Source organism: Enterobacter sp. MGH85, assembly GCF_001037655.1.
Taxonomy (GTDB): domain Bacteria; phylum Pseudomonadota; class Gammaproteobacteria; order Enterobacterales; family Enterobacteriaceae; genus Enterobacter; species Enterobacter intestinihominis.
Map to the genome: position 1 here is coordinate 3,413,297 of NZ_KQ089925.1, position 24,405 is coordinate 3,437,701.

The window sequence follows — 24,405 nt, forward strand, 5'->3', positions numbered from 1 at the left end:
GCTGTCAGCGATGCCCTGGTCCGGCTGTAAATCGCTGAGGCGTTTGCCTTCCGGCCGGGGCGAGGCGCAGGGATGCGCCGAGAGGGCGGCTTTACAGGGACGTTGCCTCCGCCCGTACCCGATAAGCCGGAAGGAATAAGCCGAGGGCACCGCGAAGCGGCGATTTACCGCCGGGAGCCCGGGTCGCCAGGGTGGTGGCGACTGAGCCACCCTGGCACGTTCACCGGTCATGTCGTTACAGAGTAGCAAGGAACATAAAGTGAACGGAATGACCACCACCGCCGTATATTCCCCTCACCCTAACCCTCTCCCCGGAGGGGCGAGGGGATTGCTCAGTGCTCGCATTAATTTGTGGGGAACCCTCAGCCCTTTGGGAGAGGGCTGGAGTAAGGGAAATTCAACCGTTGGCTGCTACTTTACGCAAATCAAACACCCGGCAGGCTTTACCCTCGGATCGCGGTATGCTTCCGCAGTTAACGATCATCACATCGGTTGAAATCCCCACCATCGATTTAATCCGATGACGCAGCTGATGGCAGACCTGACAACGCTGTTCATGCGTCAGCGTTAAGCTACTCTGTTTCAGCTCGACTTTCACCGAAAGTGAATCAAGATGCCCGCGGCGGTTCACCTCCAGCTGATAGTGCGGCGAAAGATGTTCGAACTTGACGATCTCCTCTTCCAGCTGTGACGGGAAGACGTTAACGCCGCGAATGATGAGCATGTCGTCGCTGCGCCCGCTGATGCGATCCATCCGGCGCATGGTGCGTGCGGTGCCCGGCAGCAGGCGCGTCAGGTCGCGGGTGCGGTAGCGGATCACCGGCAGCGCCTCTTTGGTCAGCGTGGTGAACAGCAGTTCGCCCTGCTCGCCGTCGGCCAGCGGCGTGCCATCATTCGGGTTGACGATCTCCGGGAAGAAGTGATCTTCCCAGATGGTCGGACCGTCAGCGGTTTCAAGACACTCCATCGCCACGCCCGGCCCCATCACCTCGGAGAGACCATAGATATCCAGCGCGGTAATGCCCAGCCGTTTCTCGATTTCGCGGCGCATCGCCTGCGTCCACGGCTCGGCGCCAAACACGCCGACGCGCAGGGAACAGGCGCTGGCATCACCGCCCATCTGACGCTCCAGCTCTTCGATCAAGTTCAGGCAGTAAGAGGGCGTCACCATGATCATATCCGGCTGGAAATCGCGGATCAGCTGCGCCTGCTTCTCCGTCTGGCCGCCGGACATCGGGATCACCGTCGCCCCCAGACGCTCTGCACCGTAGTGCGCCCCCAGCCCGCCGGTGAAGAGCCCGTAACCGTAGGCGACGTGAATTTTATCCTTCGCGCTGCCCCCGGCGGCGCGCAGGGAACGGGCGACGATATTGGCCCAGTTGTCGATATCATTCTGGGTATACCCCACCACGGTCGGCTTTCCGGTGGTGCCCGACGAAGCGTGGATGCGCACCACCTGCTCCATCGGCACCGCAAAGGTATCGAACGGGTAGTTGTCGCGCAGATCCTGCTTGGTGGTGCACGGGAATTTTTGCAGGTCCGCCAGCTCGTTGAAATCGTCAGGGTGAACGCCCGCGGCATCAAACTTACGTTTGTACATCGGAACGTTGTTGTAGGCGTGGTTCAGCGTCCACTTCAGGCGCGCGGTCTGCAACGCCTGCAATTCATCAATGGACGCGGTTTCGATCGGATCAAGCTTTGTTGTATTTATCATCGCAGGGTACTCACATTATTGTTCGCTCAAACACGCTCAAGGATCATGGCAATGCCCTGACCCACACCGATGCACATCGTACACAGCGCGTAGCGCCCGCCGCGTCGGTGCAATTCATTGCTCGCGGCCAGCGCCAGTCTGGCACCGCTCATTCCCAGCGGATGACCTAACGCGATCGCCCCGCCGTTCGGGTTGACATGCTCCGCGTCATCCGGCAAGCCCAGCTGACGCAGCACCCCCAGCGCCTGTGCGGCGAAGGCTTCGTTAAGCTCAATAACGTCCATATCGGTGATACTGAGTCCGGCACGTTCCAGCACCTTACGGGTGGCGGGAACCGGGCCTAATCCCATCAGACGCGGCTCGACGCCCGCGGTCGACATGGCCACAATGCGGGTGCGCGGGATTAACCCCTGGGCAAGCGCCATCGGCTCGCTGGCGATAATCAGCGCCGCCGCCCCGTCGTTGACGCCAGAGGCGTTCCCCGCCGTCACCACACCGTTCTTGCGAAACGGGGCTTTCAGCGCGGCAAGCTGTTCAAGGGTGGTTTCGGCGCGCGGATGCTCGTCTACGCTCACTTCCGTTACCGCGCCTTTTTTCCCCGTTACCTGTACCGGGATTATCTCCTGCGCCAGAACGCCATTCTGCTGCGCCAGCGCGGTGCGCTGCTGGCTGCGCAAGGCAAATGCGTCCTGATCGGCACGGCTTATATTTAACAATTCCGCTACATTCTCTGCCGTTTCCGGCATGCTGTCAGTTCCGTATTGCTGATGCATGAGCGGATTCACAAATCGCCAGCCGATGGTGGTATCGAAGATCTCCGCCTGACGCTGAAACGCCGCGGTGGCTTTACCCATCACGAACGGCGCACGGGACATGGATTCGACGCCACCGGCGATCAGCAGATCGCCATCCCCGGCCTTAATGGCGCGCGCCGCAAAGCCAAGGGCATCCAGACCGGAGCCGCACAGGCGGTTAATGGTGGTACCGGAAACGGTCTGCGGCAGCCCGGCCAGCAGCGACGACATGCGCGCCACGTTGCGGTTATCCTCTCCGGCCTGATTTGCGCAGCCGAAGATCACGTCATCTATGCGCTCCAGATCGAGCTGCGGGTAACGCGCCAGCAGCGCACGCAGCGGAACGGCCCCTAAGTCATCGGCACGCAGGCTGGATAATCCTCCACCGTAGCGACCGACCGGGGTACGCACACCCTCACAAATAAATGCGTTACGCATCAGGCTTCTCCTGTCACACTGCCGCCGGTGCGGTGGGATTTCCCGCGAAAAAGAGCGACGGTTTTCTGTTGTTGATTCTGAATTTCGATGTCGTAGACGCCGGTCAGTTTGCCCTGATGCTTCACCCGCGCGGTAGCGGTCAGCTTATCGCCAGCAAAGCCCGGACGCAGAAAATCGATGGCGCAGCCTGAGGCCACCGCCGCCAGCCCCTGACTGTTGCAGGCGTAGGCAAAGGCGGTATCGGCCAGCGAGAATAGCTGTCCGCCGTGGCAGGTTTTATGCCCGTTAAGCATCTGCGGGGTGATGGTCATGGTCACCACCGCGTAGCCCTCGCCCATCTCGATAATGTCCATCCCCATCGCCTGCGCGCAGGCGTCCCGTTCGTACATCGCGCGGGCGTTATGCCAGGCGTTATGACTCATAACTACTCTCCAGAAGCGCACGCTGGCGCAGCAGTGAACAGGGGCGATAACGTTCCTCGCCGTAGTGACGTTGCAGGTTCTCCAGCAGCGTTAACAGACGCTGCCAGCCAAGGCGCTCGCCCCAGGCGATGGGGCCGCAGGGATAGTTGACCCCTAAGCGCATGGCGGTATCGATGTCTTGCTCACTGGCGACCCCTTTTTGCAGGGCATCCAGCGCTTCGTTGGCAATCATCGCCACCGTGCGCCAGATCAGCAGGCCGGGGTAATCCGCAATCTGGACCACACGTTTCTCCTGGTGCTGCAACCAGTAAATGGCTTTCTGCGTGGCGGCGTGCGGGTTGCCGGGCGCGGCGGCTATAACGGCCACATCCCGCTCGATGCGGTCGACCACCACCACCGGACAGCCGTGGCGCAGCGCCAGCGACTGCGCGGTTTCACCCTGCGTTTCGATCAGCAACATATCGTCAATTTCCGTGACACCGTCACTTCTTCGCTGTGCGCGCATCGGGCTGAAGCTGTGGCTGACCGGGGCGAGCCAGCTGACGGCGGGTTTGTCCTCCTGCCAGCGGTAAACGCCCTGCCCGCTTTTCTTACCCAGACGCCCCGCCAGCACCAGCTCCTGCTGCACCAGCGACGGCAAAAAACGACGCTCCTGCCAGAAGGCGTTAAATACGGAGCAGGTCACGGCAAAGTTGACGTCCTGACCAATCATGTCCGTCAGCTCAAGCGGCCCCATCGGGAAACCCCCGCCGTCTCGCAGGGCGGCGTCGATCACCTCGGGCGCTGCCACCTGCTCTTCCAGCGCGCGCCAGGCTTCCGAGTAGAAAGGACGCGCTACGCGGTTGACGATAAACCCCGGCGTGGACTGGCAGCGTACCGGCTGCTTTCCCCAGCTCAGCGCCAGCTCGCACAGCGCATCGGCCACTTCGGGTGAGGTCGCCAGCCCGCTGACCACCTCCACCAGCTTCATCACCGGGGCAGGATTGAAGAAGTGCAGCCCGGCGACGCGTTCAGGGTGGTTTATCTCCGCCGCAATCGCGGTAACGGAAATGGACGAGGTATTGCTGGCGAGTAGCGTCTGCGGCGGACAAACCTCTGCCAGCTGGGTAAACAGCGCCTTTTTCACTTCAAGCCGCTCGGAGGCCGCCTCGATCACCAGTTCGGCTTTCGCCAGAGCACCGATATTCGTCACCGGCGTCAGGCGGGCGAGGATCTGTTCCCCGGCGTCGGCAGAGAGTTTTCCGCGCGCAACGCGAGAGGACAGCCGCTGGCGAATGCCGTCGACGGCGCGGGAAATCGCCGCAGCGTCAATGTCGTACACCAGAACCGGATGACCGTGGCTGGCTGCCACTTCGGCAATCCCGGCGCCCATGGTGCCGCTGCCAATGACGGCGACCGTATGGATATTCACCATCTTATTTCCCCGTAAAGTTCGGCGCGCGTTTTGCCAGGAACGCGCTGACGCCTTCCCGGTAGTCGTCGCTGCGTCCGGCCAGACGTTGATAGTCGCGCTCCAGATCAAGCTGGGCGTCGAGGGTGTTGGTTTCGGCGGCGTTGATTGCCTGCTTGATCAAGCCCAGGCCATAGGTCGGCTGCGAGGCAAAATGCAGCGCCATCTGCTGTGCGGTGGCGGAGAGCTGCTCGTCGTCCACCACCTGCCAGATCATTCCCCAGGCCTGTGCCTGCTCGGCGCTGAGCTTGTCGCCCAGCAATGCCAGCCCCATGGCGCGGGCGCGTCCGGTCACGCGCGGCAGCAGCCAGGTTCCGCCGCAGTCCGGTACCAGCCCGAGCTTGCTGAAGGCCATCACAAAGCTGGCTGAACGGCCCGCAATCACCATGTCGCAGCCGAGGGCCAGCGTGGCTCCTGCCCCCGCCGCCACGCCGTTAACCGCGCAAATCACCGGCTTCGGCAGTTTTGCCAGGCGGCGCACCAGCGGGTTGTAAAAAGTCTCAACGGACATGCCCAGATCCGGCGCAGGGCCGTTCGGGTCCACGTTACGGTCGTTGAGATCCTGCCCGGCGCAGAAACCGCGTCCTGCCCCGGTGATCAGCAGGCAGCGGATAGCGTCATCGCGCTCGGCCTGCTTCAGGCATTCGGAAAGCTGCTGGTGCATGACATCGTTAAAGCTGTTCAGGCGCTCCGGGCGGTTCAGCGTAATGGTCATTACGCCCTGCTCAACATGGCTCAGAATAAATTCCACAATTAGCGTCCTTTAAAGTCTGGGGTGCGTTTTTGTAAAAAGGCGTTGATACCTTCCCGGCGATCGTCTGTGGCCGCGAGCAGCGCAAACAGCTGACGCTCCTGCGCCAGCCCGGCCTGAAGCGGCACTTCCTGCGACTGGCGAAGCGCCTGCTTCGCCGCCTGTAACGCCAGCGGCGAGTGGCGCGCCATCAGCCCCGCCTGCTTCAGGGCGTACTCCAGCGTCAGCGAGGCCGGGTAGACGTCGCTGACCAGCCCGGCGCTGTGCGCCTGAACCGCCGTGATGCTTTCGCCCGTCAGCACCATTTTGCTGGCCAGCGATTTGCCCACGCTACGGATTAGCCGCTGTGTGCCGCCTGCGCCCGGCATGATCCCGAGGGTGATTTCCGGCAGGCCAAAGCGGGCGTTATCACCGGCAATCACCACGTCGCAGAGCAGCGCCAGCTCACAGCCTGCCCCCAGCGCGTAGCCGTTCACGGCGGCAATCAGCGGTTTGGTGAAGGCGTTTATTCGCGCCCACAGCTGCGGGCGGATATCGTTCAGGGTTGCGGGCAGGTCTTTCTCCGCCATTTCGTTGAGATCGGCCCCGGCGGCAAAGCAGCGTTCGTTGCCGTAAATCACACAGACGGCGATCTCCGCATCCGCGGCGGCGGCTTCAAGCTGCTCCGCAATTTGCGTGAGCAGGGCATTGTTGAGCGCGTTGCGCGCCGCCGGACGGTTAAGCGTCAGCTGCAACACGCGGCCATGACGGGTGACAATCAGTTCGCTCATGCCATCCCCTTCGCATCAAAATCGACGATAACGTCAGCGGTTAACGGCAGCGCCTGACAGCTCAGCACATAGCCTGCGGCCAGCTCGTCCGGCTCCAGGCTGTAGTTGGTCGCCATGTCCACCTCCCCGCGAAGCACTTTGCATTTGCAGGTGGCGCACACGCCGCCCTTGCAGGCGTAAGGCAGATCTGCCCCCTGACGCAGGGCCGCGTCAAGAATGCTCTCGTCGTCCGCCGTCAGGGTGATCTCCCTGTCGCGCCCGTCCTGACGGACGGTGACCTTCTGCCCGTCGGCCTGCACGCTGACTGTCCGCTTAACGGGGGTTCCCGGCGTGTTAAAGCGTTCAAGATGGATCGCTTTTTCCGGCATACCCAGCGCTTTCAGCGCCGCCTCAGCCTCGTCCATCATCGCCGACGGGCCGCAGATGAAGGCTTCATCGTACTGGCGGAAATTCACCAGCGTTTTTGCCAGCGCATGGAGCTTTTCCCCGTCAATACGGCCATGGAGCAGATCGCTGTCGAGCGTCTCCTGGCTGAAGATAGAGATCAGCTGCAAACGCTGCGGGTATTTATCTTTCAGGTCCGCCAGCGCCCGGCGGAACATCATGCTCTGGCTGCTGCGGTTACCGTAAATCAGGGTGAAGTGGCTGTGGGCTTCAGTGGCCAGCGTAGCGGACATAATCGCCAGCATCGGGGTGATCCCGGACCCGGCGGCAATCGCCAGATAGTGGCCTTCGCGTTCGGCCTGCGGCTGGTAGCCAAAATGCCCCTGGGGAACCATCACCTCCAGCGCCATGCCAGGTTTGATCTCGTCCCGGGCATAGCGGGAAAAACGTCCGCCCTCGATGGCTTTGACCGCCACGCTGATCTCACCGCACGCGGTGCTCCGGCAGATGGAGTAGCAGCGGCGCAGTTCATCCCCGCCAGGACTGGCTTTCAGGGTCAAATGCTGACCGGGACGGAAGCGGTACGCCTCCTGTAACGCCTGCGGCACCGCGAAGGTAATGGTCACCGCGTCGCGGGTTTCGGGTTCCACTTTTGCCACTGTTAATGAATGAAACGTTGTCATGGCAGCCTCAAATACATTTGAAATAGTCGAAGGGCTCACGGCAGGTATTGCAGCGGTAGAGCGCTTTGCAGGCCGTGGAACCAAATTCACTGATGAGCGAGGTATCGGTGCTCGCACAGCGCGGGCAGCTCACCTCCGCAGGAACGTGGGCATGGCAGCTATGGCCGACAGGCGGGCTGATGCCATATTCCCGCAGGCGCCTGCGGGCATCGTCGGTCATCCAGTCGGTGGTCCAGGCGGGCTCCAGTTGCAGCACAATATGTACCGGGGAAAAGCCGTTCCCGGTCAGAGTTTCGCGGATCGCCCCCAGCAGATGCTCCGTTGCCGGACAGCCCGAATAGGTTGGCGTGAAGCCTATAACCCAGCCTTCCCCCTGCGCCTTCACGCTGCGCACCATGCCTAAGTCGGTGATGGTCAGCACCGGCACTTCCGGGTCGGGGATCTGGCTTAACAGCGCCCAAATCTGCGGGATTTGGGCAGGCGCAATGTCGACGAGGCGTTGCATAGTGTTCTCCTTTACCACTGCTGGTCGGGGTAAACGCGCTGGAGATACTGCATCTCAGCCAGCATCGGTCCGAGGTGTTCAGTATGTAGCCCCTTCTTGCCGCCCGTGCGATACGCCACTTCCTCGGGCACGCGGAGGGTAGCTTCCGCCAGCCCCGCAAACACTTCGCGCTCCCACGGTTCCCGCAGGGCGCGCGGATCAACCGCCACGTCGGTGTCAACCAGCTCCAGCTCGACGTCGTCGGCGTCAAACAATTCAGCCGTAAAGCGCCACAGGCTATCCACCGCCTGCTGCATTTTCTGTGAGGAGGTTTCTGTCCCGTCCCCCAGCCGCACCAGCCAGCCGCGGCTGAAGCGCAGGTGATAGCGCGCCTCTTTAATGGCTTTTGCCGCGATGGCGGCAAGCTGACTGTCGCTGCTGTGGATCAACCGTTCGTACAGCGCTACGTTCCACGCATCCATCAGATACTGACGGGCAATGGTGTCGGCGAAGCTGCCGTTTGGCTGTTCCACCAGCAGCAGATTGCGGAACTGACGCTCATCGCGGCCATAGGCCAGGGTGTCTTCATCACCCTTACCCTCCCGTTCAGCGGCGTAGGTCAGGAAATTGCGCGCCTGCCCGAGCAGATCAAGGCCGATATTGGCGAGCGCCAGGTCAATTTCCAGCTCCGGCGCATGGCCGCACCAGGCGCCCAGACGCTGTGAGAGCACCAGACCGTTGTCGCCCAGACGCAGGGCATAAGCAGATACGTTGTTCATCCCCAACCTCACATATGCTCAATGCCATCAGGGATGGTGTAAAACGTCGGATGGCGGTAGACCTTGCTTTCCGCCGGATCGAAAAACTCCCCGCTCTCTTCCGGCTGGGAAGCGACGATTTCACTCGCCTTCACCACCCAGATAGAACAGCCTTCGCTGCGGCGGGTATAGGCATCGCGCGCGTTTTCCAGCGCCATGCGGTCGTCGGCAGCGTGAAGGCTGCCCACATGGCGGTGCGACAGCCCCTGCTTCGAACGGACAAAAACTTCGTATAACGGCCAGTAAACATTGCTCATGGTTGATTCCTCTTATGCGGCCTGGCGGGCGCGTTGTTTTTCCGCGTGGGCCAGAGCGGCTTCACGCACCCATGCGCCGTCATCCCAGGCTTTACGTTTTGCGGCCAGACGTTCGTGGTTGCAGATCCCGCGCCCGTTGATCACCTCGTCAAATTCGTGCCAGTCGATTTCGCCGAAGCGGTAGTGGCCGCTCTCTTCATCGAAACGCAGGTCGGGATCCGGCACGGTCATGCCGAGCATCTCCACCTGAGGCACCGTGTTGTCCACGAAGCGCTGGCGAAGCTCATCGTTGCCAAAGCGTTTGATCTTCCAGGCGAGACTGCGGGCGCTGTTTGGGGAGTTGTCGTCGTTGGGTCCGAACATCATCAGCGCGGGCCACCAGAAACGGTTGATGGCGTCCTGCAACATCTGCCGCTGTGCTTCGCTGCCCTGCGCCAGCGCCATACAGGCCTCAAAACCCTGACGCTGGTGGAAGCTCTCTTCTTTACAGATTTTCACCATCGCCCGGGCGTACGGGCCGTAAGACGTACGGCACAGCGCCACCTGGTTCACAATGGCCGCCCCGTCCACCAGCCAGCCAATGACGCCGATATCGGCCCAGCTCAGGGTCGGATAGTTGAAGATGGAGGAGTATTTCATCTTGCCGTCGAGCATCTTTTGATAGATGTCCTCCCGGGCGCAGCCCAGCGTTTCCGCCGCGCTGTAGAGGTACAGGCCGTGTCCGGCTTCGTCCTGAACCTTCGCCAGCAGAATGGCTTTCCGGCGCAGCGTCGGCGCGCGGGTGATCCAGTTTCCTTCCGGCAGCATGCCGACAATCTCAGAGTGGGCGTGCTGTCCAATCTGGCGGATCAGCGTCTTGCGATAGGCATCCGGCATCCAGTCCTGCGGCTCGATGGCCGTCTCCTGTGCGATGCGTTGCTCAAAGCGTTGTTCTTGCGTCACATAACCACCTTTGTGATTCGTTAAATCACCACAAACAGCAAAATGGTGAATCATTTGGTTTCTTAAAAGTTACACAAAGGTTAAATATAACCCCAAGAAGTGTTTGATTATTTTGTGACGACGCTCGCAAGCCTTTTCATTAAAGGCCGATGACACAAGGCTTTCGGGTGGTCAGGCTAAGCAATAGAGATCACAACGTTAACAATTCATTAAAACTCAGCTTGATTTTTATGATTCGCGATCAAACTATTTATAGTGAAATCACGAAACACCTGGAGAGAAGAAATGCAGCAGTTAGCCAGCTTCTTGTCCGGCACCTGGCAATCAGGCCGGGGCCGCGAGCGCACCATCACCCACGCCATCAGCGGGGAAACGCTATTTGAAGTCACCAGCGAAGGGCTGGATATGGCGGCCGCGCGCCGTTACGCCATTGAACAAGGCGGAGAAGCGCTCCGCGCAATGAGCTTTATCGAGCGCGCCGCCATGCTGAAGGCGGTGGCCAAACATCTGCTGAGCCAGAAGGATCGGTTTTATGCCCTGTCAGCCCAGACCGGCGCGACGAAGGCCGACAGCTGGGTGGATATTGAAGGCGGTATCGGCACCCTCTTCACCTACGCAAGCCTCGGCAGCCGTGAGCTGCCGGACGATACCCTGTGGCCGGAGGATGAGCTGATCCCGCTGTCGAAGGAAGGCGGCTTTGCGGCACGTCACGTGTTAACGTCGAAATCCGGCGTGGCGGTGCATATCAACGCGTTCAACTTCCCGTGCTGGGGGATGCTGGAAAAGCTCGCGCCCAACTGGCTTGCCGGGATGCCCGCCATCATCAAGCCCGCCACCGCCACCGCGCAGGTGACTCAGGCGATGGTGAAAGCGATCGTCGAGAGCGGACTGGTGCCGGACGGCGCCATCAGCCTGATCTGTGGTGGCGCGGGCGATCTGCTGAACCAGCTCGACAGCCAGGACGTGGTGACGTTTACCGGGTCGGCCAGCACCGGGCAGAGCCTGCGCGTACATCCGAATATCGTCGCGCATTCCATTCCGTTTACCATGGAAGCAGATTCCCTTAACTGCTGCGTACTGGGTGAGGACGTGACGCCGGAGCAGCCGGAGTTTGCGCTGTTTATTCGCGAAGTAGTGCGCGAGATGACCGCCAAAGCCGGGCAAAAATGTACCGCCATCCGCCGCATCATCGTGCCGGAAGCGCAGGTTGAAGCCGTCAGCCAGGCGCTGATTGCGCGGCTGGAGAACGTGGTCGTCGGCGATCCGGCCCAGGAAGGGGTGAAGATGGGGGCTCTCGTCAACAGTGAGCAACGTGCTGACGTGCAGGAAAAAGTCGATCATCTGCTTGCCTCGGGCTGCCAGATCCGTCTGGGTGGTAAAGCCGATTTGCAGGCGGCTGGCGCATTCTTCCCGCCCACCCTGCTGTTCTGCCCGCAGCCGGACGAAACTCCGGCCGTTCACGCCACCGAAGCCTTTGGCCCCGTCGCCACCCTGATGCCGTACCGCAACAGTGAACACGCCATGCAGCTGGCGCGGGCGGGCGGCGGCAGCCTGGCGGGAACGCTGGTCACGGCAGATTCAAACGTGGCGCGCCAATTTATTGCCGGTGCCGCGCGCGCCCACGGACGCATTCAGATCCTCAACCAGAAATCTTCGAAAGAATCCACCGGCCACGGTTCACCGCTACCGCAGCTGGTGCACGGCGGCCCGGGACGTGCGGGCGGCGGCGAGGAGCTGGGCGGCCTGCGTGCGGTGAAGCACTATCTCCAGCGCACGGCAATTCAGGGCAGCCCATCCATGCTCGCCGCCATCGGCAAACAGTGGGTCCGTGGCGCGGAGGTGCAGGAAGATCGCGTTCATCCTTTCCGTAAATACTTCGAGGAGTTACAGCCGGGCGACAGCCTGCTGACCCCGCGTCGTACCCTGACGGAAGCGGATATCGTGAATTTTGCCTGCCTGAGCGGGGATCATTTCTATGCCCATATGGACAAAATTGGCGCGGCGGAGTCGATTTTTGGCGAGCGCGTGGTACACGGTTATTTCCTGATTTCCGCCGCGGCGGGGCTGTTTGTCGATGCCGGGGTTGGGCCGGTCATTGCCAACTACGGCATGGAAAACCTGCGCTTTATCGAGCCGGTCAAGCCGGGCGATACCATTCAGGTGCGCCTGACCTGTAAACGTAAAACGCTGAAGAAACAGCGCACTGCCGAGGAAAAACCGACTGGCGTGGTGGAATGGGCGGTGGAGATCTTCAACCAGCATCAGCAGGCCGTGGCGCTTTACTCCATTCTGACGCTGGTGGCGCGCCAGCAGGGTGACTTCTGACGCACCTCTTTCTTGCCGGGTGTCGCTCCGCTTACCCGGCCTACAACTACCTGACCGGGGTGTGATGCACCCCCGCTCTTTTTTTAACCTGGCAAGACTGACAAACAACCTGGCAGATGCAGGCAAACGCTTTTCGTGCGCGCCTGTCAGGATAAGGCTGACACAACACAATAAACACAACAAGATGAGGTCTGCGATGGGAAGCAATTCTTCTTTTTTTGCCCGTAGAACGGCACTGGCCATGGCCGTTGCGCTCTGTTGCGCCTGGCAATCCCCTGTTTACGCTCACGGCAGCGAGGCGCATATGGTCCCGATGGACAAAACGCTTCAGGCGTTTGGCGCGGACGTGCAGTGGGATGATTACGCCCAGATGTTCACCATCGCTAAAGACGGTGCCTTTGTGAAGGTCAAACCCGGCGCCAACACCGCCATCGTTAACGGCAAACCGCTGACGCTCCAGGTGCCCGTGGTGATGAAGAACAATAAGGCCTATATCCCGGAGACTTTTATCAACGATGTCTTTCAGTCCGGTCTTGATCAGACATTCCAGGTTGAAAAAAGCCCCCACCCGTTAAACGCGCTGACGGCTGATGAAATCAACCAGGCCGTAGCCATTGTGAAAGCCTCTGCGGATTTTAAACCCAATACCCGCTTTACCCAGATTGCGCTGGCGGAGCCAGAAAAAGCCAAAGTCTGGGACTTCGTGCTTAACGGCACGGCGGTGGATGCGCCCCGCCAGGCCAATATCATTATGCTTGACGGCAAACGCATCATCGAAAGCCGGGTGGATCTGAAGGACAAAAAGATCCTCCGCTGGGAGCCGATCAAAGACGCGCACGGCATGGTGCTGCTGGATGACTTCAATACCGTGCAGCAGATCATCAATGAAAGCCCGGAGTTTGCCGCCGTGCTGAAAAAGCGCGGTATTACCGATCCGAAGAAAGTGATCACCACCCCGCTTACCGTCGGCTTTTTTGACGGCAAGGATGGGCTGAAACAGGAAGACCGCCTGCTGAAAGTGATCAGCTATCTCGACGTGGGCGACGGTAACTACTGGGCGCACCCGATCGAAAACCTGGTTGCGGTGGTGGATCTCGAGCAGAAGAAAATCCAGAAGATTGAGGAAGGCCCGGTCGTGCCGGTGCCGCTCACCCCGCGTCCTTATGATGGCCGTGACCGCGTTGAAACGGTGAAAAAACCGCTGGAGATTATCGAGCCGGAAGGCAAGAACTACACCATTACCGGGGATATGGTGCACTGGCAGAACTGGGATTTTCATCTGAGCCTGGACTCGCGCGTCGGCCCGATGATCTCCACCGTGACCTATAACGACAACGGCAAAAAGCGACAGGTGATGTATCAGGGATCGCTCGGGGGCATGATTGTGCCGTACGGCGACCCGGATATCGGCTGGTACTTTAAGGCCTACCTGGACTCCGGCGACTACGGCATGGGTACCCTGACCTCCCCGCTGGTGCGCGGCAAGGATGTTCCGTCTAACGCCGTGATGCTCAACGAAACCATCCCGGACTATACCGGTGCGCCAATGGAGATCCCCCGGGCGATCGCCATTTTCGAGCGTTACGCCGGGCCGGAATATAAGCATCAGGAGTTAGGTAAACCCAACGTCAGCACCGAGCGCCGCGAGCTGGTGGTGCGCTGGGTCAGCACCGTGGGTAACTACGATTATATCTTCGACTGGGTATTCCACGAAAACGGCACCATCGGCATTGATGCAGGGGCCACGGGCATTGAAGCGGTGAAAGGCGTGCAGACGAAAACCATGCATGATGCCACCGCGAAGGATGACACCCGATACGGTACGCTGATCGACCATAATATTGTCGGCACCACCCACCAGCACATCTACAACTTCCGTCTGGATATGGACGTGGACGGCATCAACAACAAGCTGGTGGCCATGGATCCGGACGTCAAACCGAACACCGCTGGCGGACCGCGCACCAGCACCATGCAGGTTAATCAGTATGATATTGATACCGAACAGCAGGCGGCGCAGAAGTTTGATCCGGGCACCATCCGCCTGTTGAGCAACACCAGCAAAGAGAACCGCATGGGCAACCCGGTCTCGTATCAGATCATCCCTTACGCGGGGGGCACACACCCGGTGGCGACGGGCGCGAAGTTTGCCCCGGACGAGTGGATATATCACCGCCTGAGCTTTATGGATAAACAGCTGTGGGTGACGCGTTACCATCCCGACGAGATGTACCCGGAGGGAAAATACCCGAACCGTTCCACGCATGATACGGGCCTCGGCCAGTACAGCAAAGATAACGAGTCGCTGAACGACCAGGATAACGTCATCTGGATGACCACCGGCACCACCCATGTCGCCCGCGCCGAGGAGTGGCCTATAATGCCGACGGAATGGGTGCACACGTTACTCAAGCCGTGGAACTTCTTTGACGAGACGCCAACGCTCGGTAAGAAAAAAGAGCAGAAATAACACGTTGACCGGGCACGATGCCCGGTTTTTCATTCGCTTTCTTGCTGAATACCACTCCCCGATTATAGTTAATGTTACTTCGCTTAATGCTTTTGCAACATCTGAAACATTTTGTAGATATCGAAGTGTCCATGAACAACGCTATACATAACCGAGAGGTTTTAGGATGAAAGTCACTGAGATAGTAAGAAGCCTTGCGCTGGCCGGTTTTTTCATTTCCGCCAGTTCAGCCTGGGCCGCAGAAGCCTCTAAGGATGCAACCGCAGCAACTCAGCAGGCCAACAACGCACTCTTCAACCAGCTTCCTTTCTCCGATAACACCGATTTTACCAATGCCCACAAAGGGTTTATCGCCCCGCTACCTCAGGAAATTATCAAAGGGGAGCAAGGCAACACCGTCTGGGATCCACAGCAGTACGCCTTTATCAAGGAAGGCGATAAAGCGCCCGATTCGGTTAACCCGAGCTTATGGCGTCAGTCCCAGCTGATTAACATCAGCGGCCTGTTTGAAGTCACCGAGGGCGTGTACCAGATCCGTAACCTCGACCTGTCAAACATGACCATTATTGAAGGTAAAGAAGGCATTACCGTGGTCGACCTGCTGGTGTCGGCGGAGACGGCCAAAGTCGGTATGGATCTTTACTATAAAAATCGCGGCAAGAAACCTGTCGTCGCTGTTATTTACACCCACAGCCACGTTGACCACTATGGCGGCGTGCGCGGCGTGGTGGACGAAGCCGACGTGAAGTCCGGCAAGGTTAAAGTCTACGCGCCAGCCGGATTTATGGAGGCCGCCGTCGCGGAAAATATCATGGCGGGTAACGTCATGAGCCGCCGCGCCAGCTATATGTACGGCAACCTGCTGAAGCCGGATGCGAAAGGCCAGGTGGGTGCGGGTCTCGGCACCACCACCTCCGCCGGGACGGTGACCCTGATTGCCCCGACCAATATCATCGAGAAAGATGGTCAGAAAGAGGTGATCGATGGCCTGACCTATGATTTTATGCTCGCGCCGGGCTCCGAAGCGCCTTCTGAGATGCTCTGGTATATCGAAGAGAAAAAGCTGATCGAATCTGCGGAAGATGTTACCCATACCCTGCACAACACCTACTCCCTGCGCGGTGCGAAAATTCGTGAACCGCTGCCATGGTCGAAATACATCAATCAGGCAATTGTACGCTGGGGTGATAAGGCCGAAGTTATCATGGCGCAGCACCACTGGCCGACCTGGGGCAACGAGAATGTGGTTAACCTGCTGAAAAGCCAGCGCGACCTCTACCGCTACATCAACGACCAGACCCTGCGCATGGCGAATGAAGGGCTGGCGCGTGACGAGATCGCCGCCAACTTCAAGCTGCCGAACTCCCTGGCCAATACCTGGGCCAACCGAGGCTATTACGGTTCAGTCAGTCATGACGTCAAAGCCACCTACGTGCTCTATTTAGGCTGGTTTGACGGCAACCCCGCGACCCTGGATGAACTGCCGCCTGAAGAAGCCGCGAAGAAATTTGTGGAGTATATGGGAGGCGCGGATGCCATCCTGAGTAAAGCTAAAACCGATTTTGACCAGGGCAACTATCGCTGGGTGGCTCAGGTGGTCAGCAAAGTGGTATTCGCCGATCCAAACAACCAGGCCGCACGTAACCTTGAAGCGGATGCCCTGGAGCAGTTGGGTTATCAGGCTGAATCCGGCCCATGGCGTAACTTCTACCTGACCGGCGCGCAGGAGTTGCGTAACGGCGTGGTGAAAGGTCCCACCCCGAATACCGCCAGCCCGGATACCGTGCGCGCAATGACGCCAGAAATGTTCTTTGACTATCTGGCGGTGCATATCAACGGTGAAAAAGCAGCAGATGCAAAATCGGTGTTTAACATCGACCTCGGCAGCGACGGCGGCAAATACAAGCTGGAGCTGGAAAATGGCGTGCTGAACCACACGGCGAACGCCGAAGCGAAGGATGCTGACGCGACCGTGACCCTCAACCGCGATACGCTGAATAAAATCATCCTGAAAGAAGTGACGCTTAAACAGGCTCAGGATAATGGCGATATCAAAGTGACGGGCGATGCCGCAAAACTCGATGCCATGCTCGGTTACATGGATAAATTTGAATTCTGGTTTAACATTGTGACCCCGTAAAGGCATGCACTCGCGGGCGGTCTTTCCGCCCGCCACAGGGACATTCTCTCTCATGGAAAAAAGACACAACGCCACTCCGGAGCCCGCGACCTGGCCGACCCGTAACGCCATGGTTGTCCACGGGCTGGCCATGAACCTGCCGTGGCTCGCCTTCGTCAACGCGAGCTTTGCGCTAATGATCCTGCTGCGCAATTCCCTGTTCGGCCAAATTGATACCCTCTTACACGTCAGCCCACCTCTCACACAGATGATTGACGCTTCCATGCTGGGGGTAGTCATCCTTTCCGTGGCGCTGGTAATAATGGCCTGGCGCCACATCCGCGGCGTCAGCGCCGTGCTGTTAATGTGTAGCCTGCTATGGTCGATAAGTTGTTACTGGTTTATCAACGTGATACAGCTTCCTCATCCCTGGCCGATATTCGTTACCCTGCTGATGGCCGGTATGACCGCGCTCTATTTTCATCCGGTGGGGCTGGTGTGCTTTATCGCGCCGCTGTGGATCACCATGCCCGTTGCCAGCCTGCTGCTGAATCAGGAGATGAACCTTCGCTTTGCCGGGCTGTGGGTGGTGTTCACGTTCATTCTCGTTTGCGGACGCTACATCCTCTTAAGCTGGTTTGAAGAGGCCTGGCGTCGCAACCAGCAGAATCAGCGTTTAACTTCGCGGCTGGATGCGCTGGCCCATCAGGATCCGCTGACGAAAACGGCCAACCGCCGGGCGATGGAGCTGGTGCTGGAAAACGCGGTGGACCAAGGCAAACGCTTCGCGGTCCTGATGCTGGATGTCGACTACTTCAAACTGTATAACGACACCTATGGTCACCAGGCAGGAGACGCATGTCTCGCGCGGGTCGCGGAGGTGCTGAACTCCTCGGTGCGCACGCCAGAGGATGTGGTTTCGCGCTACGGTGGTGAGGAGTTCGTCGTGATCCTCTTTGACTGTGAAGAAAGCGTTGCTGAGAGAGTCGCCGCGCGGATCCAGGCTGGCCTGCGCACCGCAGCCATTGCGCACAGCGCGTCGAAGGTGAGTGAATGTGTGACGGTGAGTATGGGCATTGCAGGCTATACCCCAGGACTGGCCGGCCCGGAAATCATCGCCCGCGCCGATGCGGCGTTGTATCGGGCGAAGGAGTCCGGGCGGGATAGGTGGTCGCTGTAAGTTACGCCGGGTGGCGCTGCGCTTACCCGGCCTACAAAACCAACCTTTTCCTTGCTCCCGTAGGCCGGGTAAGGCGTAGCCGCCACCCGGCGTTTTTTTAATACCGCACACACACCGACTTAGTTTCGCACCAGCCGTCCAGCCAGTCGGGGCGGAAATCATTGCCCGCGCCGATGCGGCGCTGTACAGGGCGAAGGAGGCCGGGCGGAATCGGTGGTCGCTGTAAGTTACGCCGGGTGGCGCTGCGCTTACCCGGCCTACAAAACCAACCTTTTCCTCGATCCCGTAGGCCGGGTAAGGCGTAGCCGCCACCCGGCGTTTTTTTAATACCGCACACACACCGACTTGGTTTCACACCAGCCGTCCAGCCAGTCGGGGCGGAAATCATCGCCCGCGCCGATGCGGCGCTGTACAGGGCGAAGGAGGCCGGGCGGAATCGGTGGTCGCTGTAAGTTACGCCGGGTGGCGCTGCGCTTACCCTGCCTACAAAACCAACCTTTTTCCTCGATCCCGTAGGCCGGGTAAGGCGTAGCCGCCACCCGGCGTTTTTTTAATACCGCACACACACCGACTTGGTTTCACACCAGCCATCCAGCCAGTCGGGGCCGAAATCGCGCCCGGTGCCAGACTGCTTCATGCCGCCGAACGGCAGGTTGGCATCTATCAGCGTGTGGCTGTTCACCCACACGGTTCCGGCCTGTAGCCTGTCGGTGTACTCCAGCGCTTTACTGATGTTCTGCGTCCAGACGCTGGCCGTTAAGCCGTATTCAGTGTCGTTCGCCAGCTGAAGCGCCTCTTCCCCGTCAGCTACACGGACCAGATTCACCACCGGCCCGAAGACCTCTTCACGCGTCAGTCGCAGATGATTATCCGGGTTGACCACCAGCGTTGGCGAAACGTAATAGCCTTTGCCGTCTGGCCCCCGGTTCCCGGCGATCAGCTCCGCATTGTGCGCCTTCGCCTCATCCAGAAACGCCTGGACCTTATCGCAGTGGGCGCGCGACACCAGCGGGTTGATAAACGCATCCGGCGACATGCCCGGCCCGACGCTCAGGGATTTCACGGCCTGTTCAAAGCCGCTGACCAGCGTGTCGAACAGCGGAGCTTCAATATATATACGTGAACTGGCCGCGCAGACCTGCCCCTGATTCAGGAAGCTGCCGGTCATCAGCCCTTCAATCACCCACGCCGGATCGGCATCTTTCAGCACGATGGCCGGGTTTTTGCCGCCCAGTTCCAGCGTCACGCCCGTTAGCGTATCCGCCGCCGCGCGGGCAATCTGCTTGCCCGTCGCCGTCGATCCGGTAAAGCTCACTTTGGCAATGCGCGGGTGCGAGGTCAGTGCCGCGCCACAGACGGCGCCACTGCCGGTCACCACGTTGAATACGCCATCCGGGATCCCCGCCTCGCTCGCCAGTTCCGCCACCCGTAACAGGGTGAGCGGCGTGGTTTCCGAGGGTTTGATCACGATGGAGCAACCTGCCGCCAGCGCGGGCATCACTTTCCACATGCCAATCATCAGCGGGAAGTTCCATGGCACAATCCCCGCCACGACCCCAACCGGCTCTTTACGCGTCCACGCCTGATAACGCGCGCCCTGCGGCAGTGGAATCGAGAGATCGAGGGTTTTACCGGCAATTTTGGTGGTCAGCCCTGCCGTGTAGCGCATCCAGTTCAGGGTGCAGCCCACCTCGAAGGCGCGGGAAATGTTAATCGATTTCCCCTGCTCCAGGGTTTCGAGCTGTGCCAGCTCTTCGCCATGCTGTTCCACCAGATCCGCAAACCGCAGCAGGATGCGTTCCCGCTCTGCCGGAAGCCGCCCGGCCCAGCTTCGGGCGACAAAGGCGCGCCAGCCAGACATCACCGCACGATCGACATCATCAACGCTGGCATCGGCGGTGGAGGCAATGACCTCTCCGGTCGCCGGGTTGTAGACGTTCAGACGCTTTTCGCTATCGGATGCCGCCTGACGCCCTTCGATCCACAGGCCGTGCTGGCGATCTAAAAACTGCTGCACGCCAGGCAGGACGGCGACGTGTGATTCGGACATAGGATACTCCTTCGTTATGCTTCGCAGGGTGTGTATGCAGTCTAAGAGGGGATTCGCATTCCTGCTTTTGTCTGTGTGACATTCGCTTTGCCAGCTGTGACAGGCTCCGCAAATCGTGATAATTCCCGCTTATATCGCTGTAACCGTTGAGTGTTCTTTCCTATAGTCAGCCTCGTAGCCCTGACAAAATGCAACATAAATGCAACAATGCGAAAACAGTGACGGTTCAGCGAGAAAATCAATGGCATGTGCAAGCGAACAGGACAATTTTCAGCAGTGGCTGGCGCAAATTAACCAGGTTTGTGGGCGCTTTGCGGCACGTCCGTTAGAGGGGGCGTTTCTCGGCGAACTGGAAACCAGCTACACCCAAAGTCTGAAGCTGAGCACGGTGACCGCCGCAGGCGTTAACCTGTTTCGCACCCGTCAGGAGATCAAAAACGGCAACGATGCCTGGTTCTACACCGTGTTTCAGCTGGAAGGCAGCGCCGGAATCGAACAGGACGACCAGCGCGCGCTGCTGAAAGCCGGGGATATCACGCTGATTGACGCCTCCCGCCCGTGCTCAATTTACTGGCAGGAGCGTTCCCGCCAGATTTCGCTGCTGCTCCCGCGACAAATCATTGAGCAACACGCGCGTTTTCAGGAAGTGAGGTGCGCGTTGCCCCTCTCCCGCAGTCTGCCTACCGTACAGCTGAGCTACCGACTGTTACAGGAGAGCATGGGCAATGCCGATCTCAGCGCCAGTGAAAGCGAAGCGGCGCTGGAGGCGATGGTGTGTCTGCTGCGTCCGGCCTTCCAGCAGCATGACGAGGTGCTGCCGCGCAAGGAGCGTCAGTTCCGCCACGTTCTGTCCCTGATTGACGATCATATTCAGTCGGAGGCGTTAAGACCGGAGTGGATAGCCTCAGAGAGCGGCATGTCCGTGCGTAGCTTGTACCGCATGTTTGCCGGGAAAGGGCTGGTGGTGGCGCAGTATATTAAGAACCGTCGCCTCGATTTATGCGCTCAGGCGCTGCGTTCCATCGGCGATGACGAAAAGCTGGCGGGCATTGGCTACAGCTGGGGCTTTACCGACCATAGCCATTTTTCCACCGCCTTTAAGCAGCGTTTCGGGGTTTCGCCGGGCGAATACCGTAAGCGTTACCGCTAGTTACTTTTTCAGCCATTTGCCGTTAATCCCCTTCACGTACTCACCCGGCTGCGCGCGGGCCACCAGCTTTTGCCCCGCCATTTTCGCCACCTCGTCGACGGGCAAATTATTGCTGTCAGCAAGCAGCTGGTAACTTTCCGTGCGTGCGGCGTTGATACGGTTCACCAGCGCCAGGGTTTCAGCGTCGTGCTGAACGGGCGCAAGATAGCCGCTCAGGGTTTCCCCTACGCGCCCCTGGGTGCGCGCATCGTTGAGCGTAAGCGTGGCGGCGTGAACGTTCATCCCCAGCGCCAGTAACATCAGAGCTAATCGTTTCATGGCATCCTCAGAACAGATCGCTGCGGGATTTCAGCAGGGCTTCGACGTCTTTATCCACCTTGATATGGATTTCATGCTCGATTTTCACGTTCATGTTGATGGTGATCGGCTCTTTGGGCGCCGCCACTTCAATGCGCGGCGTGCAGCCTGACAGCAGCGCGACGACGGCCACGGTGAGTACACCTGCCCTCTTTTTCATTGTTGTTCCTCACTTTCCTTGCCTGTCGAACTGCGGAGAAGGGGTATCGCCGCATGTTGCTCAAACCATGTTTGCAGATTGTCCCCAAAGCGCAGGCTGCGCCAGAGGGTAAAAATGTTCTCTTCATGGGTGTAATTCAGGTTAACGAAGCTGCTTTTGCCCTCGACGCGGCTGGTGCCTTTAATGGCCGCCTGCATGGTTAACACACCCAGATTATCCACATTGAGTTTTGTCCACGACTGCGAAATTTCCATATAGCGGAGCCAGTTGATCGCCGCCCCGGCAACCACGTTGTCTTTCACAATGGCATCCGCCGTGTCCTGGTCGATGCGCAGCGTCATCGGCCCCGGGTTGGTCAGCCAGCCATCTTTAATGATCCATTTCTCATTGTCCAGCCAGAACGGCAGCGCGCCGCTCACCGGGCCGGACATGGCAAACTGCTTCGGATTTACCGCGCTTATCAGTTCGCTGGAGGAAATATTATCCACGCGCAGTAAAGCCGGATCGTGCTGCGGCATTCTCAACTGCTGCATGGTGATTTTCCCGCCGAGCGCTTCCACCTTCACGTTGGTGAGCAGGAGCGGGTTCGCTTCGGTCCAGGGATAATCGCCCTGGAGATCCGCGGTGATAGTTCGGGCTGTGACCAGGTTTTTCACCTCGTCGATTCGTAGCGTTACCGGTCCGCGCGTACCCAGTGACCAGGTGCCCTGGCTTAAGCGGAACGGCAGAACAAAATCAACGCCGTTGATTTCGTTATCCGGCATCCACGCGCTGCCCGCTTTCAGCACGCCGTGCCCCCCGGCCTCAAACCCCTGGTCGGGGGCCGCCGAGAAAGCCACCTGCGCGTACATTTCGCCGCCGCGCAGGGTCATTTTCCAGTCTGGCGGGATCAGCGGCTGGAACACTGTAAGAGACTGTTTTGGCCACCAGGCCTGACCGCGGAGGCGTTCGCCGTCCCAGCGTCCATTCACCTGGACCGGGCCGATGTCGTCCGCATGCAGGTTCCCTTTAAACTGGAACACCGTCGGATCTGTCCCGTCAACGCTGAAGGTCAAAACGGACGGCGGCAGCACGCTTCCGCCTGAAAAGCTTGTTTGCCCGGCATTGAGCGCGAGCGCGCCGCTAAAGGAGGGGTTATCCGGGTCCCGCGACCAGCGCACCGGGTGATCCAGCACCAGGCGCGGTTTGCTGACCAGCATCGTGCCGTACTGCAATTTGTCGAACCCCGTGGAAAGATCGGTCAGTTCGATAACGTTGTCGCGCCACTCCCCGGTTCCCCGGACATCCCAGCGCGCGTTCATCGGCGTGAAGTTCCCTTTACCCCAGTAGCGCCACTGCCACAAACCGTTGTCCGGTAAAAAGTCGTTAGCCTGGCCGTCCAGATGCAGCTCAAAATTGCCCATCTCGTTTTCATGCGCCCGCAGAATGGCTTGCAGGCGGCCGTCCACGCCCTTTTGCGTGAGCTTCACGCCCGCCAGCGGCCAGCGGATCTCATCGATATCCAGCGAGTCAATGATGCGTCCGCGCGAGCGCAATAGTGCGCCGGGTTCAAACGTAAGCTGCGGATCGTAAAGGCTGCCGGTCAGCTTCGCCGGGAGTCTGGCATACAGGATCAGATCGTTTTGCTTGGCTTCCCCGCTCAGGTGCAGCGGCATAGCGCTGTTTTCCATACTGAGCGAGCCGGGACCGATATTCAGCACCGCGTTGCCCTTACCCGCGTCCCCCTGGGTCAGCACGTTTAGCCGCCCCGTGAAGGTGGCTTTCTCCAGCCCCTGCTGCCAGTTATCCACCTTCAGGCCGATGCGACCGCTCATCGGCATACCGGAGGCTGACCAGTTCCAGCGCCCGTCGCTGATGGTCAACTGCTGAGCGGTGATCTGCCACGGTAAATCGAGCAGCGGATCGGGGTTGTCCCGCGCCATAACCACCAGCTGGCCCTGATTATCCTCCCAGTCCAGATCGGCATCGACCAGCGAGGATAACTGTGGCACGTTAAAGGTCGCGACCGTATGCCCTTTCACCGGTACGCCGTCCGGCACCAGCGGCAGGGTAAATTCACCGACCAGCTTCACGGGCTGCGACTGGTCCGGAAGCTGCACATCGAACTGGCTGAAGGAGAGCGTCTGGCCGCGCAACTGCCCCTTAATGCTCACCTGCTCGCCTTTATAGGTGATGTCCTGGCGGGCTGGCGTGAGTGAGGCATGTAGCTCACCCTCCCACTGCTGCCAGGGAGAAAGGGTAAAACGGTGGATGGTCAGCCAGGTGTTGGGCAGGATGGCCTGCCACTGCGCCAGCGTTTTCGGCGCCACCGTAGACGGCGCCGATTGCGGTAATTTGCTCAGGCAGACAGAGTTAAGTTCAAGTGCGCCAATATCCAGATCCCAGCGGCTGGGGTGTGACAGGGTCACGTTTTCCACGCGGGCAATTTCGCACTCTTCTACCAGATAACGGAGATCGGGGATGATCAGGGCGTGGCGCGTGAGCCGTGGGCTTTTTTCAAACGCGATGCGTGTTCCAACGGGAAGCCAGATCCCGGCGAGCGTGGGCACCCACTGGGCGAGCGTCATCAGCAGCGTCAGCGGCACAAGAAATAGCAGCAGTAAAAGCGCGATTGCGGCTTTGTATTTACCCTTCATGGGCAGTTAATATCCTGATTTTGCGAAATAAATAAGCCGTTCTTGCCGCTC

General features: G+C 59.5%; 20 protein-coding genes and 2 pseudogenes. 5 read left to right on the forward strand and 17 right to left on the reverse strand.

Annotation, left to right across the window (positions count from 1 at the left end; all coding sequences use genetic code 11):
• Positions 1-397 precede the first annotated feature (397 nt).
• The 11 genes from paaK to paaA are packed head-to-tail and all read right to left on the reverse strand — an operon-like array spanning position 398 to position 9,907.
• Positions 398-1,714 carry a phenylacetate--CoA ligase PaaK gene (gene paaK, locus SK51_RS15990; RefSeq protein WP_023306139.1) on the reverse strand — a complete coding sequence of 439 codons (1,317 nt, stop codon included), beginning with the start codon at positions 1,712-1,714 and terminating at the stop codon, positions 398-400.
• Between the two features lie 26 nt (positions 1,715-1,740).
• Positions 1,741-2,946 (reverse strand): 3-oxoadipyl-CoA thiolase, encoded by a 1,206-nt coding sequence (gene pcaF, locus SK51_RS15995; protein ID WP_023306138.1) that lies wholly within the window; start codon positions 2,944-2,946, stop codon positions 1,741-1,743.
• Positions 2,946-3,368 carry a hydroxyphenylacetyl-CoA thioesterase PaaI gene (paaI, locus tag SK51_RS16000; protein ID WP_023300032.1) on the reverse strand — a complete coding sequence of 141 codons (423 nt, stop codon included), beginning with the start codon at positions 3,366-3,368 and terminating at the stop codon, positions 2,946-2,948. The genes pcaF and paaI overlap by 1 nt, the downstream gene beginning before the upstream one ends.
• On the reverse strand, positions 3,358-4,782 hold the full coding sequence (paaH, locus tag SK51_RS16005) for a 3-hydroxyacyl-CoA dehydrogenase PaaH (protein ID WP_023306137.1): 1,425 nt from the start codon (positions 4,780-4,782) through the stop codon (positions 3,358-3,360). Before paaH ends, paaI begins: the two co-directional genes overlap by 11 nt.
• 1 nt (position 4,783) lies before the next feature.
• Complete coding sequence (paaG, locus tag SK51_RS16010; RefSeq protein ID WP_096216773.1) at positions 4,784-5,572, reverse strand: 2-(1,2-epoxy-1,2-dihydrophenyl)acetyl-CoA isomerase PaaG; 789 nt, start codon at positions 5,570-5,572, stop codon at positions 4,784-4,786.
• On the reverse strand, positions 5,572-6,339 hold the full coding sequence (gene paaF, locus SK51_RS16015) for a 2,3-dehydroadipyl-CoA hydratase PaaF (protein WP_022648023.1): 768 nt from the start codon (positions 6,337-6,339) through the stop codon (positions 5,572-5,574). The genes paaG and paaF overlap by 1 nt, the downstream gene beginning before the upstream one ends.
• Positions 6,336-7,406, reverse strand: a complete 1,071-nt coding sequence (gene paaE / locus SK51_RS16020; protein WP_032676250.1) for a 1,2-phenylacetyl-CoA epoxidase subunit PaaE — start codon at positions 7,404-7,406, stop codon at positions 6,336-6,338. The genes paaF and paaE overlap by 4 nt, the downstream gene beginning before the upstream one ends.
• Before the next feature lie 7 nt (positions 7,407-7,413).
• Positions 7,414-7,911, reverse strand: coding sequence for a 1,2-phenylacetyl-CoA epoxidase subunit PaaD (gene paaD / locus SK51_RS16025; RefSeq protein ID WP_003857347.1), 498 nt, complete (start codon positions 7,909-7,911; stop codon positions 7,414-7,416).
• 11 nt (positions 7,912-7,922) lie between these two features.
• The gene (paaC, locus tag SK51_RS16030) at positions 7,923-8,669 is read right to left on the reverse strand and encodes a 1,2-phenylacetyl-CoA epoxidase subunit PaaC (RefSeq protein ID WP_023306134.1); all 747 of its coding nucleotides are present in this window, start codon (positions 8,667-8,669) and stop codon (positions 7,923-7,925) included.
• 8 nt (positions 8,670-8,677) lie between these two features.
• On the reverse strand, positions 8,678-8,965 hold the full coding sequence (paaB, locus tag SK51_RS16035) for a 1,2-phenylacetyl-CoA epoxidase subunit PaaB (protein ID WP_003857353.1): 288 nt from the start codon (positions 8,963-8,965) through the stop codon (positions 8,678-8,680).
• 12 nt (positions 8,966-8,977) lie between these two features.
• Positions 8,978-9,907, reverse strand: coding sequence for a 1,2-phenylacetyl-CoA epoxidase subunit PaaA (paaA, locus tag SK51_RS16040; protein WP_022648019.1), 930 nt, complete (start codon positions 9,905-9,907; stop codon positions 8,978-8,980).
• Between the two features lie 285 nt (positions 9,908-10,192).
• On the opposite strand from paaA, the gene paaZ reads away from it, so the two are divergent.
• The 4 genes from paaZ (at position 10,193) to SK51_RS16060 (ending at position 18,001) form a co-directional block, all read left to right on the forward strand.
• Entirely contained in the window at positions 10,193-12,232 is a 2,040-nt protein-coding gene (paaZ, locus tag SK51_RS16045) for a phenylacetic acid degradation bifunctional protein PaaZ (protein WP_023306133.1), read from the forward strand.
• Positions 12,233-12,428: 196 nt separating this feature from the next.
• A complete protein-coding gene (tynA, locus tag SK51_RS16050) occupies positions 12,429-14,702 on the forward strand; it encodes a primary-amine oxidase (RefSeq protein ID WP_023306132.1) in 2,274 nt (757 codons plus the stop codon).
• A 166-nt stretch (positions 14,703-14,868) separates the two neighbouring features.
• Positions 14,869-16,842: an alkyl/aryl-sulfatase gene (locus SK51_RS16055; RefSeq protein ID WP_048206804.1), complete on the forward strand. Its 1,974-nt coding sequence runs from the start codon at positions 14,869-14,871 to the stop codon at positions 16,840-16,842.
• 52 nt (positions 16,843-16,894) lie between these two features.
• A complete protein-coding gene (locus SK51_RS16060) occupies positions 16,895-18,001 on the forward strand; it encodes a GGDEF domain-containing protein (protein ID WP_048206805.1) in 1,107 nt (368 codons plus the stop codon).
• Positions 18,002-18,098: 97 nt separating this feature from the next.
• Here the strand turns inward: SK51_RS16060 and SK51_RS25885 are convergent.
• The 3 genes and pseudogenes from SK51_RS25885 to SK51_RS16065 all read right to left on the reverse strand — a co-directional run.
• Positions 18,099-18,173 (reverse strand): annotated as a pseudogene (locus SK51_RS25885) (hypothetical protein); the annotation flags it as partial.
• Positions 18,174-18,324: 151 nt separating this feature from the next.
• A pseudogene (locus SK51_RS25890) lies at positions 18,325-18,399 on the reverse strand (hypothetical protein); the annotation flags it as partial.
• A gap of 152 nt (positions 18,400-18,551) precedes the next feature.
• A complete protein-coding gene (locus SK51_RS16065; protein ID WP_022648012.1) occupies positions 18,552-20,051 on the reverse strand; it encodes an aldehyde dehydrogenase family protein in 1,500 nt (499 codons plus the stop codon).
• A gap of 241 nt (positions 20,052-20,292) precedes the next feature.
• Here SK51_RS16065 and feaR point away from each other — a divergent pair, with 241 nt between their 5' ends.
• Positions 20,293-21,201: a transcriptional regulator FeaR gene (gene feaR, locus SK51_RS16070; RefSeq protein WP_023300024.1), complete on the forward strand. Its 909-nt coding sequence runs from the start codon at positions 20,293-20,295 to the stop codon at positions 21,199-21,201.
• On the opposite strand, the gene SK51_RS16075 is transcribed toward feaR, so the two are convergent.
• Genes SK51_RS16075 through SK51_RS16085 form a run of 3 tightly spaced genes read right to left on the reverse strand, consistent with a single transcriptional unit; the run spans position 21,202 to position 24,354 of the window.
• Positions 21,202-21,519 (reverse strand): YdbL family probable chaperone protein, encoded by a 318-nt coding sequence (locus SK51_RS16075; protein WP_023306129.1) that lies wholly within the window; start codon positions 21,517-21,519, stop codon positions 21,202-21,204.
• Between the two features lie 7 nt (positions 21,520-21,526).
• Entirely contained in the window at positions 21,527-21,718 is a 192-nt protein-coding gene (locus SK51_RS16080) for a YnbE family lipoprotein (RefSeq protein ID WP_003857369.1), read from the reverse strand.
• Positions 21,715-24,354, reverse strand: a complete 2,640-nt coding sequence (locus SK51_RS16085; RefSeq protein WP_048206806.1) for a YdbH family protein — start codon at positions 24,352-24,354, stop codon at positions 21,715-21,717. The genes SK51_RS16080 and SK51_RS16085 overlap by 4 nt, the downstream gene beginning before the upstream one ends.
• Between the last annotated feature and the right edge of the window lie 51 nt (positions 24,355-24,405).

Excerpts from the sequence above, each read along its gene's own strand:
- paaH (WP_023306137.1), bottom strand. The coding sequence starts at position 4,782 with ATGGTGAATATCCATACGGTCGCCGTCATTGGCAGCGGCACCATGGGC.
- SK51_RS16075 (WP_023306129.1), bottom strand. The coding sequence starts at position 21,519 with ATGAAACGATTAGCTCTGATGTTACTGGCGCTGGGGATGAACGTTCAC.
- tynA (WP_023306132.1), top strand. The coding sequence starts at position 12,429 with ATGGGAAGCAATTCTTCTTTTTTTGCCCGTAGAACGGCACTGGCCATG.
- paaK (WP_023306139.1), bottom strand. The coding sequence starts at position 1,714 with ATGATAAATACAACAAAGCTTGATCCGATCGAAACCGCGTCCATTGAT.
- SK51_RS16085 (WP_048206806.1), bottom strand. The coding sequence starts at position 24,354 with ATGAAGGGTAAATACAAAGCCGCAATCGCGCTTTTACTGCTGCTATTT.
- SK51_RS16060 (WP_048206805.1), top strand. The coding sequence starts at position 16,895 with ATGGAAAAAAGACACAACGCCACTCCGGAGCCCGCGACCTGGCCGACC.
- SK51_RS16080 (WP_003857369.1), bottom strand. The coding sequence starts at position 21,718 with ATGAAAAAGAGGGCAGGTGTACTCACCGTGGCCGTCGTCGCGCTGCTG.
- paaB (WP_003857353.1), bottom strand. The coding sequence starts at position 8,965 with ATGAGCAATGTTTACTGGCCGTTATACGAAGTTTTTGTCCGTTCGAAG.
- feaR (WP_023300024.1), top strand. The coding sequence starts at position 20,293 with ATGGCATGTGCAAGCGAACAGGACAATTTTCAGCAGTGGCTGGCGCAA.
- paaI (WP_023300032.1), bottom strand. The coding sequence starts at position 3,368 with ATGAGTCATAACGCCTGGCATAACGCCCGCGCGATGTACGAACGGGAC.
- paaF (WP_022648023.1), bottom strand. The coding sequence starts at position 6,339 with ATGAGCGAACTGATTGTCACCCGTCATGGCCGCGTGTTGCAGCTGACG.
- SK51_RS16065 (WP_022648012.1), bottom strand. The coding sequence starts at position 20,051 with ATGTCCGAATCACACGTCGCCGTCCTGCCTGGCGTGCAGCAGTTTTTA.
- paaE (WP_032676250.1), bottom strand. The coding sequence starts at position 7,406 with ATGACAACGTTTCATTCATTAACAGTGGCAAAAGTGGAACCCGAAACC.
- pcaF (WP_023306138.1), bottom strand. The coding sequence starts at position 2,946 with ATGCGTAACGCATTTATTTGTGAGGGTGTGCGTACCCCGGTCGGTCGC.
- paaZ (WP_023306133.1), top strand. The coding sequence starts at position 10,193 with ATGCAGCAGTTAGCCAGCTTCTTGTCCGGCACCTGGCAATCAGGCCGG.
- SK51_RS16055 (WP_048206804.1), top strand. The coding sequence starts at position 14,869 with ATGAAAGTCACTGAGATAGTAAGAAGCCTTGCGCTGGCCGGTTTTTTC.
- paaC (WP_023306134.1), bottom strand. The coding sequence starts at position 8,669 with ATGAACAACGTATCTGCTTATGCCCTGCGTCTGGGCGACAACGGTCTG.
- paaD (WP_003857347.1), bottom strand. The coding sequence starts at position 7,911 with ATGCAACGCCTCGTCGACATTGCGCCTGCCCAAATCCCGCAGATTTGG.